A 13,779-nucleotide genomic window follows, 5' to 3' on the forward strand; every position below is an offset into this window, starting at 1 on the left:
ATTAATTACTGTCCTTTCTCGCGCCTAATGCTGGAGATACCAAAGCTTTGCCATCACTTCGCGGGTCAGTAGCTGCTGTGATGCTGCCGTTGTCGGCGCGAACGACAGCGCCGGCGTGGCCCATTAACTCATTGCAAGCGTCTACTACCACCATGTCGTGGCCGCGAGCTCGAAGGGATTCACCGACGTAGTCGTCTACATCACGTTCGACTTTGAGGTTGTGACTTTCATCGCCCCAGGTTCTGCCTAACAGCCACCGGCCTAACGTAATCGCTTTGTCTATGGGCTGATTGTGATAAACATGACGTGCAAAAAGTGCAGCCTGTGTTTGTGGCTGGCCTTCACCGCCCATGGTGCCATAGCTCATGCGTCTGCCATCACTGAGTTCAGCGAATGCAGGGTTGAGCGTATGAAACGGCGTTAAACCGGGCTGCAAATATTGGTTGCTGTCGGGTGACAGAGAAAAAGACGTTCCACGATTGTTCCAGACGATACCCGTAGATGGGCTGACGATACCGCTACCGAACTCCCAGTAGAGAGACTGAATATAACTCACCATGCGCCCTTCAGCGTCACAAGCGCCCATCCATATCGTATCGCCGTGTTGAGCAGGGTGAGGCCAGGGTTTAGCGCTATCGAGTGAGACTTGACTCGCCATTTCAGCAAGGGACTGATCTGTCAACAACGACTGAAGATCGGTTTCAAGTCTGCTCGGGTCGGTTACATATCTGTTTCGCTTTATGAAAGCCTGTTTGGTGCATTCAATAAGCAGATGAACCATATCCGCATCGCTTTTACCCTGTTTCCACACCTTGTCGTATAGTGCCAGGATAAGCAGTGAGGCAACGCCCTGGGTTGGCGCGCCAAGATTATAAAGTTTCCCTTTGCTGGTCTGAACACAAATTGGCTGTGTGGTTCGCGCTTGATAACGGCTAAAATCACTACGACTAATTGGCGATCCAGCGGCAGCTAAATCACTTGCAAGTTTATCTGCTGTTACCCCGTGGTAAAAATCATCTAACCCTGCGTTGGCAAGGTGAGAAAGGGTTGCGGCAAGTTGGGGAAGTTTTAGGATCTTTCCTTTTTTTAGTGGTTTCCCTTTGATCAGAAACTGACTAAACGCTTCGTTTTGTGATAATTGTTCGTAGGTTTTGAAACTGGCATCAGACAAGCTTTGGGTAACTTCAATACCCCAGGTTGCCTGATTAATCGCAGTGTCTAATAGTGTTGTTAATGGGATTTTAGGTTGCCATTGCTCACTAATATCCAACGCCGCTTGCCAACCAGCAACTGCGCCGGCCATGGTAAGTGCAGCTTTACCGCCACGGCTTGGAATAGTCGATTCTCCTGCGTAAAAGTCTGGCGTAGCCTGGCTGGCGGCGACGCCTGCCGCATTAATGCCCACGGGTTGTTTACCTGGCTCGCTGATGATCCAAAAACCATCACCACCCAGTCCATTCATGTGGGGGTATTCAACTGCGATGGATGCTGCTGCGGCTACCATCGCCTCAATTGCTGTTCCACCTTTCTCTAGTATGGCACTGCCAGCCTGAGATGCAGCGAAATGAGGTGCGGTGAAACCAATCATATTATTGTTCTTCATGTAAAATGATTCCTGTTATATCTTTCGCCACTTTTAGCAATTGTTTGTCGCTTCCCCTTGGCCCTATAAGAGAGAGTCCACAGGGGGCATTTTCACGTTTGTAAAGAGGCAGGTGTAGCTGTGGGCACCCGGTTAACCCAGCGATGGCAGTTAATGAAAGCAACCGTTTTCGGTAATCGGTTAATTCACTACCAGATGTGGAAATAAGCGGGCTGACTCCCGGTGTTGTGGGAATTACCAACACAGAGTGATTTATTTTTTCATAAAACCAGAGTTTGAAACGTTCTCGTTGCGCCTGGGCTTTGGCGATTTCCTGCTCCGTGAATGTGGCGCAATCAGTTAGCCGTAACTGAATGTCGTCAGCAATACGGGGCTTGTGCTTCATTAGCCAGTCGCCGTGTTGTTGCCAGATTTCCGCCCCCTGAAGTATCCTGAAAGTGTCTGCCAGTGACCACTTTTCAAGTTCCAAAGACACGTATTCAAGGGACTGCTCTGGCCAGGCGTTACCCAATGAAGCCATACTTTGTTGAATATTTTCACCTTGTTCAGCCAGGGGCAACAAATCTTCGACCATGGAAAGTGTTAGGTGTTTTTCGTCTTGTTCGTCGGGTAACAAACATTCCATTACCCTTGTTAATGATTCCAGGGTTTTGGTCATTACTCCTACTGTGTCGAAAGACGGAGCCAGAGCAACCATATTGTCTGTGGCGATGGCGCCATGAGTCGGGCGCAACCCAAATAACCCCAAATAGCTTGCCGGTACCCTAATTGAACCTCCAGTGTCTGTACCTAAACCGATATCGGCCGCTCCCTGGGCAACTGCAACTGCCGACCCAGAACTTGAGCCACCTGGCAGACGCTCCGTATTTACCGGGTTCTCGGGCATGCCATAATGTATATTCTGTCCATTGAGGCTATATGCGAGCTCATCAGTAATTGTTTTCCCTACATAGGTGGCACCAGCTTCTAACAAACGGGTGACAGCAGAAGCGGTTATTAACGGGATGTCATGGGTTTCAGCCCATGTGGGGTTTCCCGCTGTTGTAGGTATGCCTGCCATATGAAATAAATCCTTAACCGCTAGCTTCAAATCGCTAAGTGGTGCATTCGCCGGGCAATCTGATGCCGGTTCAATAGCGCTCTGCAAAGGCTTAGTGGTAATAAATGGATTTTTAGTAATTAACACGGCTTGACCAACTGGTTAGGAATACTCTCTATGAAACAATCGTTTCATTATTAAGTCAAGTGAAACGGCTGATTTTTATTCATAACAGTAATCAAAATAATGGTAACTATAAGTGTTATGAATTTGTTAAAATGCGTAGTAATGCAAGAGGTTGAGCATGTTTACAGCTATACAGGAGATGCATGTGGCGTTAAGTAAACGTCTAAACGAAGATGCAAAATGCCTGCGAGCGAGCGGTTAGTCAATCACAGATGCGTTTCGTATTAGTCGGTCGCTGGATATGGAGTTTGACAAAGCAGTGCACATCATTGGAGTTAACAGGTGGAAAACTCAAGATCTTCCTGTTAAACCCTGTTCGAGGACATTGACAGTACAGTGTGAATATTGCTTCGCTTACCTGTTACTATTCAGGTAAGCGATTTCTTCGGTTGTCGATGTTCTGCCTAATGCTTCATTGCGGGCCGGGTAGCGGCCAAATCGCAATAATAGTTCTCTGTGTTCCTTCTCGTATTCCAACTGCACTTCTAACCCGTCTATATCAAACAACTCCATGGCTGTATCGTGAATGGAAAGAGATTCTGAATGCATAAATGGCATAAACAAGAAGGTCTTCTGTGCTTCCGTGAGCACTTTATCTGCTTCTAAACGCAAGGCTTCCTGGGCAAGTGCCAATGCTATACCATCGCTGGCGAATGCCCGGGAGTCATTGCGGTATATATTTCTGGAAAACTGGTCCAACACGATAATTTCGGCGAGTCGTCCCTGAGGGGTTATTCGCCAGTGCCACAATTCGCAATTGGCAGCTGCGGTGTGAACTTTACCAAACCTGGATTTAATTAACGTATCTATTCCAGCATCTGCTTTAAACCATTGGTGTGGTTCAAGTTCAGAAAACCAAAAAGCAAGAACGCTGGATACCTCTTCAAGAGGAATTACTGATGTTTGCATGACGCTCCTTTCTCTCACTTCCATTGTGACAAGCTACCTTTTTATTTGGTTCAACAATAGTGTCATAAAGGTTAAAAAATAATCAATATGTAGTAGATACTTTTTTACGCTTTTTTTTACCAAAAGGTTCGATGCTAAACACTTATTAGGGTTCCAGTTCCTCTAAATCGTCATACATTTGGGAGATGCGAGTGGCTCGTCTAACCGCTTTTTCACCCAGAGTCTCAAACACCTTGTTTGCCAGAAAGGAGATCAAACTCATGGGGGCAGCATAACTGTCAAACGCCATAGTTTGGCCTGGGTGGCAAACTAATAGATGATTTACACGGTTATTGTAAATTTGACCGGTGGGGTCTGTAATGAGAATTGTGGTGTGATGGTCGAGCACATCAATAATGCGTTTAAATAACTTGGTTCGGCGTCTGAAGCCCAGTAAGACGACAACCTCATTTTCAGGAATATCTACCAGATCTTCCCCCAGGGTTTGTCCTGGTTGAGGCAGCAATCGCACAGTACTGCGTACTTGTTTTAACTGTTGTCTGAAATGCAATGCCAACGGATAGGCATTGCGATAACCAATAAGAGTAATGCGATCACTGTGGGCGAGTAAATCCACAACATCTTTCACCGCAGCATCTTTAAGCCCTTCATAAGTACGTGAAACGTTCTGCAATTCTTTTTGAAAGTGGTCAGGTTCGTCCTGTCCCAAAGCCATGGGCAGACCTTTTTCGCGCATAGCCAGAATGGCGTCCTTCGCGTCTTGATGAGACTCAAAACCCAAGTTTCGGAAAAATCTGCTCACAGTGGCTTTAGAGGTATTGGTGATCCGGGCTATGTCAGCTGTACTTTGTGAAATTACGGACATAGGGTTTTGTTGAATGTGATTCGCGATTAGCCGGGCCGATGGCGAAAGGGAAGGGAACTGCGCTTCAATGCGACCCATTAAGTCATCTCGTTTAACCATACATACCCACGTGCCGTTTTTTTTGTACAAAATAAAGGAAAACAAGGTCGCTGCCAACCGCTGTACTTCAACAACTTCATAATCGGCATGAAGTTTGGATAAAAAACTCCGCAGGATCTGGAAAAAGAACGTATACTGTCATCTTTATGTCACAATGTTGTGAGTCGGAGGGTTTTCGTGGTTCGTTTGTGGGCTGAGCTTGTCGTTGTTTTTTTCGCATTACCGCTGGCGGTTATATACTGGACAGAGGAAATTGCGGAATATCTCATGCCTATTTTAGGCTTCGCGGGCTTAATATGTCTTAGTGTATTGCTCGCTGACAAACAATTTAAACGCTTTAGGTTGTGGCATTGGGATGATTTTTATTCCCACTTGAAAACAACGTTTAAAATGTTTCTCCCCTGGGCTTGTTTACTGGCGGTTGCGGTTTACCTGCTCAAGCCTGAGCTGTTTTTGTCATGGCCCTTTCGGGAACCTGAGTTGTGGGTGTTGACGCTGTTAATTTATCCTATCATTTCCGTAATTCCCCAGGAAATCATTTTCCGAACCTACTTTTTTCACCGCTATAAGCGGATCTTACCGTCTAAATATGCTCGCTGGGGAATAAGCACCTTTGTTTTTGGTCTGGTTCATTTGGTCTATGGCAACTGGATAGCCATGGTGTTGTCGTGGATTGGAGGCGGTCTTTTTGGCTATCGTTATATTCAAACCCGTTCTACACCCGTGGTAGTCGTCGAGCATGCTATCTGGGGAAGTTTTGTATTTACCATTGGATTAGGCTCTTTTTTAGTTGTTTCCACTCCCTAAAACTGACACAACATGTGTAAGGCCTTCCTGGCTCTGGAAGTTAAGGTTTTGTGGGAGATAAACCGCATTGAGACAACATGCCTTGCCACACCTCAACATGATTTTTTAATGCCAACTGATACGCTTCAAAGCCGTCCTGATGATGTTTTTGTAGAAAATTTTTGTAACGGTTATCAAGAGCGTCTGCTAAGAGTAACCGCTCCATAGCGTCTGACATTTTATAGTGAAAATTATTGATTACACTGCCAACAGGCTGAACTCTTTCGATGAAGTACAAATAGAAAACGTTTCTCGCAATGGTTACAGTCTCACTGTCTTTTTGGCAGTTTATGTTGTCAAAGGTACGTGCTAAAGCCGGAGTGAGACTGTTCAAACCCGCTGTAATGGTTTGTTGCGTTCGCCAAATTTTCGCGGGTAGCCGTGACGATTCGAGAATTTTCAATTGACGATTTAACGAGGCAAGGCTGCCGTGAGGTTTGATATCTAATTGTGATAAGTACCCCAATGCGTTAATCGCCGCCAAGGCATCGTTGTTTTGCTCTTGTTGAATGAAATGAGGGCTTAACGTCATAGCCAGTTGGATCTCATTACTGGTTTGGATAAGATTTGCCCAGTGGTTTTTGCGTTGGCTTAGTTTTGTTTCTTGCCATTCCATGAGCATCGTCGCCAGCGCAGGGTCACTTTGCTCGACCAAGCGACTGCAGTCGCCGAGAGCTTTTGCAATTTGGGTTTCGTAGTGGAATCTTGCTGCAACGTCCCGTTGCTTTCCCAACACAGTATTTCTTTCTGCTACCAGTGTTCCTAGTTCACATTGTTGCAGGGTATAAAACTCAGTAAGGTTAATATCTACACTTGCAACGTCCTGATACAGTTCACGCTTCGGGGGATAGTCAGAAAGAGAAGTTTCCGCCAAGTTATCAGCGCGTATTGACAGCACCCTTTCCAGGCGAGTTGAGTATTCTTCAATATCACTTTCAATGTTCGAAGAGAAAAGGTCACATCCGCAGAGTAGAATTAAACTGACAACAAGGCACATCACACGCAAAGCTTGTGATAAAGCGAGCAATATTTTCTTTGGTAAATAAGCAGAACCCCAATTCACAGGTATTTACCCTCACAACTTATTTGATCTACATGTTCCCAGGTCATTTGAGGTTCCTGAACTTAACGTCGCTCTGATGTAACGGGTTTATAAAAGCAATGATAATATCTGATTGTCAGTGGCTTGGCCAAGAATGGCGTCAAGAAGTGGATACATCCGTTGCACCTGTCAATTATGTCGTTATAATCCTTCTTTTTTGTGAGGGAAAGCCCTGACAAAAATACCAAATATCTTATTGGTGGTGTGCCACCTACTTTGAATTTAACTACGCAAGTGGCGCATCGTAGGCGTCACCACTGTAAAGGATAAAACATGCCTGTAATTACTCTTCCTGACGGAAGCCAACGCGCTTTCGATTCTGCTGTTTCTGTACTGGACGTTGCTGCTGACATTGGCCCTGGTTTGGCTAAGGCAACCATTGCCGGTCGCGTGAATGGCGAGCGTGTTGACGCGTGCGACCTCATTGAGTCCGACGCCGCGCTGCAGATCATCACAGCAAAAGACGAAGATGGTCTTGAGATTATTCGCCATAGCTGTGCGCATTTAATTGGTCACGCTATTAAACAACTGTGGCCAGACGCTAAAATGGCGATTGGGCCCACCATCGACAACGGCTTTTATTACGATGTCGATATGGAGCACAGCCTGACGCAGGAAGATTTACAGAAATTGGAAAAACGTATGTTGGAATTGGCAAAAACCAATTACAACGTGGTGAAGAAGAAGGTGAGTTGGCAGGAAGCCAGGGATACATTCGAGGGGCGTGGCGAAACGTACAAAATGGAAATTCTTGATGAAAACATCAGTAAGGACGACAGTCCTGCGTTGTATCATCATGAAGAGTATATCGACATGTGCCGCGGGCCTCACGTGCCAAATATGAAATTTTGCCACCATTTCAAACTGATGAAAGTAGCGGGTGCGTACTGGCGTGGCGACAGTGATAACAAAATGTTGCAGCGTATTTACGGCACTGCATGGGCAGACAAAAAACAACTGAAAGCTTATTTGCAGCGTTTAGAAGAAGCAGAAAAGCGTGACCACAGAAAAATCGGTAAAGCGCTGGACTTGTTTCACTGGCAAGAAGAAGCACCCGGCATGGTGTTCTGGCACAACGATGGTTGGTCTATTTACACAGAACTCGAAAAGTTTGTGCGCAATATGCTAAGAGACTATCACTACGATGAAGTAAAAGGTCCACTAATGATGGACCGTTCATTGTGGGAAAAATCCGGTCACTGGGACAAGTACGCGGAAAACATGTTCACCACAGAATCAGAAAAGCGTGAATATGCCATTAAACCAATGAATTGTCCGGGCCACGTGCAAATTTTCAATCAGGGCCTGAAATCTTACCGCGACCTGCCGCTGCGTATGGCCGAGTTCGGTTGTTGTCATCGCAATGAACCTTCCGGTGCGCTCCACGGGCTAATGCGAGTGCGTGGGTTCACTCAGGATGATGCTCATATCTTCTGTACCGAAGAACAAATTCTCGATGAAGTCGGGTTATGTATAGACATGATTTACGATGCCTATAAAGCGTTCGGTTTCGAGAAAATTGAAGTTAAGTTATCGACCCGTCCTGAAAAACGGGTGGGCAGCGATGAGATTTGGGATAAGGCTGAGACAGCATTGGCCGAAGCACTTAAAACCAAAGGGGTAGATTTTCAGTATCTACCTGGTGAAGGCGCGTTCTACGGTCCAAAAATTGAATTTACTTTGTACGATTGCTTAGACCGTGCATGGCAATGCGGTACCGTTCAGCTTGATTTTTCTATGCCGGGCCGTCTCGGTTCAACCTATGTTGCCGAGGATGGTGAACGCCGTGTGCCTGTGATGATACACCGTGCGGTTTTGGGTTCTTTAGAACGCTTCATTGGTATTTTGACTGAAGAATTTGCCGGATTATTTCCGTTGTGGTTAGCACCACAGCAGATGGTGGTAATGAATATTACCGATAATCAGGCCGACTATGTCAAAGAAACTGTACAAAAATTGAAGAAAGCTGGATTTAGAGTAAAGTCTGACTTGAGAAATGAGAAGATAGGCTTTAAAATCCGCGAGCACACTTTGAAGCGTGTTCCTTACATGCTGGTTTGCGGCGACAAAGAAGTCGAAGCAGGGCATATTGCAGTGCGTTCCCGTCGTGGTGAAGATTTAGGTTCCATGTCGGTAGAGGCGTTTATTGCGTTAGCTCAAGAGGAAATCACGGAAAAAACCATTAAATGATGGTATAGTGTTAAAAAATTCGGTTCACCTGCATGAGAAACAGGTGAACACTGTTTGTAAATCTTTGGAGGAATAGCACATTAAAGGCGCTAACACTAAGGCTCAGGGCGACAAAGCCCGCATTAACGACGAAATCCGTGCTCGAGAAGTACGTTTAATCGGAAAAGAAGGCGAACAGGTAGGTATTGTTTCCCTAGCGGAAGCCATGCAGACAGCAGTAGATGCAAGTCTAGACCTGGTTGAAATCAGCCCTAATGCTGAGCCGCCAGTCTGTAAAGTTATGGACTATGGCAAATTCCTCTTTGAGAAAAGTAAAGCTCAGAAAGAGCAAAAGAAAAAACAGAAGCAAATTCAGGTCAAGGAGATTAAATTTCGCCCTGGCACTGATGAAGGCGATTACCAGGTAAAACTGCGCAACCTGCGTCGCTTTCTGGAAGGTGGTGATAAAGCCAAAGTTACGATTCGCTTCCGCGGACGTGAAATGGCTCACCAAGAGATCGGCATTGAACAACTAAACCGTGTCAAAACGGATTTAGAAGACATTGCCACTTGCGAGTCTTTCCCACGTCGTGTGGAAGGCCGTCAAATGATCATGGTGCTCGCCCCAATTAAGAGGTAGTAGTGGTCTAAAGTTTTCAAAGATTCTGCACCTTTGAAACACCCTGCTGCAAACATTAGCCGACACGAAGTGACTGCACACTGATTGTCGATATTAAACAATGCGGAGTTTTAGCAATGCCTAAAATGAAAACTTTAAGCGGTGCCGCCAAGCGTTTTAAGAAAACGGGTTCTGGCCGCTTCAAAAGCAAACAGTCTCACTTACGTCACATTCTGACTAAGAAGAGCTCTAAGCGTAAACGTCACCTTCGTGGCAAAAAACTGGTTCATGATTCTGATACCAAATTGGTTCAGCGCATGTTGCCTTACGTATAAGAGAGGAGACTGATTAATGGCTAGAGTAAAACGCGGCACTATCGCACGTGCTCGTCACAAAAAAGTCCTCAAGCAGGCAAAAGGTTACTACGGTGCACGTTCACGTGTTTATCGCGTAGCGGTACAGGCCGTAACTAAAGCTGGTCAATATGCATATCGTGACCGTCGTCAGCGCAAACGTCAATTCCGTCAGTTGTGGATTGCACGTATTAACGCTGCGGCACGTCAAAATGGCATGTCTTACAGCCGTTTCATCAACGGTCTGAAGAAAGCGTCTGTCGAAATCGATCGTAAGATCCTTGCCGACATCGCGGTACATGACAAGGTAGCATTCAGCGCATTAGTCGACGCGGCTAAAGGCGCATTAGCTTAATTTTTTAACAAATTAAGTTTAAGTTCTTTCGGGAAACGGCGAGCAGGATGCTCGCCGTTTTTCGTTTCAGTGAAAAAACAATTCCATCTGCTGAAAAATCGCAAAAAATCCACAGAATTTAGCCCAATATCAGACATATGAGGTAGCCGTACTTAGCTACAGTCGTGTAAACTAACGCCTTTATTTCAGGCTAGCCTTGGTAGCGGGTTTGTTTGCACCACGGCCATGCAGTCATCATGTGAATTGAGGAAAACATGGAGCTTGACGCTATTATCAATCAGGCAAAAGGCCAGATTGACGCTGCAGAAGATGTAGCTACCCTGGACCAGGTCCGGGTTGAATTTATGGGTAAGAAGGGAAAACTTACAGATTTGTTAAAAGGGTTAGGGAAGCTATCTGCTGAAGAGCGCCCGGCTGCCGGACAACGCATTAATCAGGCAAAGCAGCAAATCCAACAGTTAATTGGTGCCAAGGGGGATGCGCTTAAAGCCGCTGAACTCAATGCCAAGCTTGCTGAAGAAGCGGTGGACGTATCGTTACCCGGTAGAGTTGAAGTGCCCGGAAATTTGCATCCGGTAACCAGGACCATTAACCGCATAGAGCAGTTTTTTGGTCAACTTGGCTTTGCGACCAAAACCGGCCCGGAAGTAGAAGATGGCTTTCACAATTTTGATGCACTGAACATTCCGGCGAATCACCCGGCGAGGGCTGATCACGACACCTTCTATTTCAATCCTGATGTGATGCTTCGGACTCAAACTTCCGGCGTTCAAATTCGCACCATGGAAGCAGAAAAGCCACCTCTTCGGATCATTTCTCCCGGCCGTGTTTACCGAAACGATTACGATCAGACTCATACACCTATGTTCCATCAGGTCGAAGGCTTAATGGTAGATCGCAATGTTAGTTTCGCCGAATTAAAAGGCATTCTTCACGATTTCCTTGAACACTTCTTTGAGGAATCCTTAGAGGTACGTTTTCGACCGTCTTATTTCCCTTTTACTGAACCATCAGCCGAAGTTGATGTAAAACGCAAGGACGGTAAATGGCTGGAAGTTCTGGGTTGCGGCATGGTACATCCCAATGTGCTTCGCGCAGTGAATATCGATCCGGAAGAATTTACTGGTTTTGCCTTTGGTATGGGCGTTGAGCGTTTAACCATGCTTCGCTATGGTGTAACAGATTTACGTTCGTTCTTTGAGAATGATCTTCGTTTCCTCAAGCAGTTCAGTTAAGGCAAAGTAAAATGAAATTCAGTGAAAAATGGTTAAGAGAGTGGGTTAACCCACAAATTTCGACCGACGCCTTGTCTGAGCAACTGAGTATGGCAGGCCTTGAGGTTGATGGCGTAGAACCCGTTGCGGCAGCATTTTCGGGTGTCGTTGTTGGTGAAGTGGTCGAATGCGGCCAGCACCCGAACGCTGATAAGCTGCGAGTGACGAAAATAAATGTCGGCGAAGACGAGTTGTTGGATATTGTTTGCGGTGCGCCCAATTGTCGTCAGGGCCTGAAAGTTGCCGTGGCAAAAGTTGGTGCAGTGCTGCCTGGCGATTTCAAAATTAAGAAAGCTAAACTACGGGGCGAACCATCTTTTGGTATGTTGTGTAGTTTTTCCGAATTGGGAATGGGCGAAGATCACAGTGGTATTATTGAGTTGCCATCAGACGCGCCAATTGGTGCGGATATTCGTGAATATCTCAACCTGGATGACAATACCGTTGAAGTAGATTTAACGCCTAATCGCGCTGATTGTCTGGGTATCAGAGGTATTGCACGGGAAGTTGGTGTACTCAATAGCATTGATGTTTCTGAACCGCACATTGATTCGGTACCGGCCACTATTGATGACAAACTCAGCATCACATTGAATGCGCCTGAAGCGTGCCCTCGTTACCTTGGTCGCGTTATCTGTAACGTAGACGTGAGTGTTTCTTCTCCGTTATGGTTAAAAGAAAAACTGCGCCGTTGTGGTGTAAGGTCTATTGATCCAGTTGTAGATATTACTAACTTCGTTCTATTGGAACTGGGTCAACCTCTTCATGCATTTAATCTGGATAGTATCGATGGCAATATTCAGGTACGTCTTGCCCGGCAAGGTGAGTCACTTACCTTATTAGACGAAAATACCGTAGAGTTGAAAGACAATACCCTGGTTATCGCAGACGACAGTAAGCCTTTAGCAATGGCAGGTATATTTGGCGGTCTGCATTCTGGTGTAACAACCGATACCAAGCATATTTTGTTGGAAAGTGCATTTTTTAGTCGTGATGCCATTCAGGGCCGGGCGCGACAGTACGGTTTACACACTGATGCTTCTCATCGTTATGAGCGCGGGGTTGACCCGCAACTTCAGCACCAGGCTATGGCACGTGCAACTGCTCTTATAACAGAGATCTGTGGTGGGCAGCCTGGACCGGTTGTAGAAGCGGTTGACGAGGCGCATTTGCCAAAAGCCCAAACGGTTACTTTGCGTCGTAGTCGGCTGAACCGGGTGCTCGGCATTGAGATCGATGATGACAAGGTGCTCGATATTCTCAATCGGCTGGGATTGGACGTCACGATAACCGATGATGGATGGCAAGCTGTATCACCTAGCTATCGGTTCGATATTGCGATTGAAGAAGATCTCATCGAAGAAGTCGCGCGGGTCTACGGTTATAACAGTATCCCGGATGCGGCTCCTCAGGGCAGCCTCTCAATGCTGCCTACAAGTGAAGCACATATTTCTGCCAATAGTTTTAAATCAGAATTAACAGCAAGAGGTTATGTCGAAGCCATCACCTATTCGTTTGTTGATCCTAAAATTCAAAATGCACTGTTTGCTTCTCAATCAGGCTTGGTACTACCTCATCCAATTTCTGCAGACATGTCTGTGATGCGGGTAAGTTTATGGCCGGGTTTGCTCGGTGCAACCGCGTATAATCAAAAACGTCAGCAATCCCGCGTGCGGTTATTTGAAACCGGTCTGCGCTTTTTACCCGACGCAGATGCACCAAATGGTGTTAAACAAGAACCGGTGATTGCCGGTGTTATCGCTGGACGTAGAAATGAAGAATCCTGGTTAGGGGAAGACGAGAGTGTCGATTTCTTCGATATCAAAGGTGATGTCGAGGCTCTTTTAGCGCTTACCGCTGACAAAAGCCGTGTGGCATTTGTTCGCAGCGAGCATGAAGCCCTGCACCCTGGGATGACGGCGAGTATATTACTTGACGGTGAGCAAGTGGGTGTTGTGGGTGCAATTCACCCCCGGTTTACTAAATTACTGGGTGTAAATGGTCGGGTTTTTGTGTTTGAGCTTGATCTTAAAGCAGTTTCTGTGCGTAAATTGCCTGAAGCTACAGTGATATCCAGGTACCCTGCAAACCGCAGAGACATTGCTATCACAGTGAAAGATGACGTAACTGTTGGGTCGATTATTTCTTTCATAGAAAAAATTGGCGTAAATCAACTAGTTGCCCTAAACTTATTCGACGTGTATAAAGGGAAGGGTGTAGAACCTGGCTTCAAGAGCCTGGCACTGTCTCTTGTACTACAGGATCCCACAAAGACACTGGAAGAAACTGAGATACAACAAGCAGTTGACTCCGTTGTTAAAGGGCTTGAAAATGAATTTGGGGCGGCGTTAAGAGAGTAA

The 13,779-nt window shown here is 46.1% G+C and carries 12 protein-coding genes; 7 read left to right on the plus strand and 5 right to left on the minus strand.

Features of this window, described 5'->3' with window-relative positions:
- Position 1 precedes the first annotated feature (1 nt).
- The 4 genes from ACXACM_RS12105 to ACXACM_RS12120 all read right to left on the minus strand — a co-directional run bounded on the left by ACXACM_RS12105 (position 2) and on the right by ACXACM_RS12120 (position 4,701).
- Positions 2-1,603, minus strand: coding sequence for a gamma-glutamyltransferase family protein (locus ACXACM_RS12105; RefSeq protein WP_474821997.1), 1,602 nt, complete (start codon positions 1,601-1,603; stop codon positions 2-4).
- Positions 1,590-2,789, minus strand: a complete 1,200-nt coding sequence (locus tag ACXACM_RS12110; RefSeq protein WP_474821998.1) for an amidase — start codon at positions 2,787-2,789, stop codon at positions 1,590-1,592. Before ACXACM_RS12110 ends, ACXACM_RS12105 begins: the two co-directional genes overlap by 14 nt.
- A 393-nt stretch (positions 2,790-3,182) precedes the next feature.
- Positions 3,183-3,737 carry a DUF924 family protein gene (locus ACXACM_RS12115; RefSeq protein ID WP_474822000.1) on the minus strand — a complete coding sequence of 185 codons (555 nt, stop codon included), beginning with the start codon at positions 3,735-3,737 and terminating at the stop codon, positions 3,183-3,185.
- Positions 3,738-3,882: 145 nt separating this feature from the next.
- On the minus strand, positions 3,883-4,701 hold the full coding sequence (locus ACXACM_RS12120; RefSeq protein ID WP_474822001.1) for a MurR/RpiR family transcriptional regulator: 819 nt from the start codon (positions 4,699-4,701) through the stop codon (positions 3,883-3,885).
- A gap of 177 nt (positions 4,702-4,878) precedes the next feature.
- Here ACXACM_RS12120 and ACXACM_RS12125 point away from each other — a divergent pair, with 177 nt between their 5' ends.
- Positions 4,879-5,508 carry a CPBP family intramembrane glutamic endopeptidase gene (locus ACXACM_RS12125; protein ID WP_474822002.1) on the plus strand — a complete coding sequence of 210 codons (630 nt, stop codon included), beginning with the start codon at positions 4,879-4,881 and terminating at the stop codon, positions 5,506-5,508.
- A 40-nt stretch (positions 5,509-5,548) separates the two neighbouring features.
- On the opposite strand, the gene ACXACM_RS12130 is transcribed toward ACXACM_RS12125, so the two are convergent.
- Positions 5,549-6,610: a DUF3080 family protein gene (locus ACXACM_RS12130; protein ID WP_474822004.1), complete on the minus strand. Its 1,062-nt coding sequence runs from the start codon at positions 6,608-6,610 to the stop codon at positions 5,549-5,551.
- Between the two features lie 312 nt (positions 6,611-6,922).
- Between ACXACM_RS12130 and thrS the strand changes: the two genes are divergently transcribed.
- The 6 genes from thrS (at position 6,923) to pheT (ending at position 13,779) form a co-directional block, all read left to right on the plus strand.
- Complete coding sequence (gene thrS / locus ACXACM_RS12135) at positions 6,923-8,839, plus strand: threonine--tRNA ligase (RefSeq protein WP_474822005.1); 1,917 nt, start codon at positions 6,923-6,925, stop codon at positions 8,837-8,839.
- Between the two features lie 79 nt (positions 8,840-8,918).
- Entirely contained in the window at positions 8,919-9,458 is a 540-nt protein-coding gene (gene infC / locus ACXACM_RS12140; RefSeq protein ID WP_474824326.1) for a translation initiation factor IF-3, read from the plus strand.
- A 116-nt stretch (positions 9,459-9,574) separates the two neighbouring features.
- Entirely contained in the window at positions 9,575-9,772 is a 198-nt protein-coding gene (rpmI, locus tag ACXACM_RS12145) for a 50S ribosomal protein L35 (protein ID WP_474822006.1), read from the plus strand.
- 16 nt (positions 9,773-9,788) lie between these two features.
- A complete protein-coding gene (rplT, locus tag ACXACM_RS12150) occupies positions 9,789-10,145 on the plus strand; it encodes a 50S ribosomal protein L20 (protein WP_216026176.1) in 357 nt (118 codons plus the stop codon).
- Positions 10,146-10,399: 254 nt separating this feature from the next.
- On the plus strand, positions 10,400-11,380 hold the full coding sequence (pheS, locus tag ACXACM_RS12155) for a phenylalanine--tRNA ligase subunit alpha (protein WP_474822008.1): 981 nt from the start codon (positions 10,400-10,402) through the stop codon (positions 11,378-11,380).
- An 11-nt stretch (positions 11,381-11,391) separates the two neighbouring features.
- On the plus strand, positions 11,392-13,779 hold the full coding sequence (gene pheT, locus ACXACM_RS12160) for a phenylalanine--tRNA ligase subunit beta (RefSeq protein WP_474822009.1): 2,388 nt from the start codon (positions 11,392-11,394) through the stop codon (positions 13,777-13,779).

Source organism: Alteromonas sp. AWQ4_252, from assembly GCF_056158205.1.

What these genes read in the sequence shown, in the direction of transcription:
- rpmI (WP_474822006.1), top strand. Translation starts at nt 9,575, where the DNA reads ATGCCTAAAATGAAAACTTTAAGCGGTGCCGCCAAGCGTTTTAAGAAA.
- thrS (WP_474822005.1), top strand. Translation starts at nt 6,923, where the DNA reads ATGCCTGTAATTACTCTTCCTGACGGAAGCCAACGCGCTTTCGATTCT.
- ACXACM_RS12105 (WP_474821997.1), bottom strand. Translation starts at nt 1,603, where the DNA reads ATGAAGAACAATAATATGATTGGTTTCACCGCACCTCATTTCGCTGCA.
- ACXACM_RS12120 (WP_474822001.1), bottom strand. Translation starts at nt 4,701, where the DNA reads ATGGTTAAACGAGATGACTTAATGGGTCGCATTGAAGCGCAGTTCCCT.
- pheS (WP_474822008.1), top strand. Translation starts at nt 10,400, where the DNA reads ATGGAGCTTGACGCTATTATCAATCAGGCAAAAGGCCAGATTGACGCT.
- rplT (WP_216026176.1), top strand. Translation starts at nt 9,789, where the DNA reads ATGGCTAGAGTAAAACGCGGCACTATCGCACGTGCTCGTCACAAAAAA.
- ACXACM_RS12115 (WP_474822000.1), bottom strand. Translation starts at nt 3,737, where the DNA reads ATGCAAACATCAGTAATTCCTCTTGAAGAGGTATCCAGCGTTCTTGCT.
- pheT (WP_474822009.1), top strand. Translation starts at nt 11,392, where the DNA reads ATGAAATTCAGTGAAAAATGGTTAAGAGAGTGGGTTAACCCACAAATT.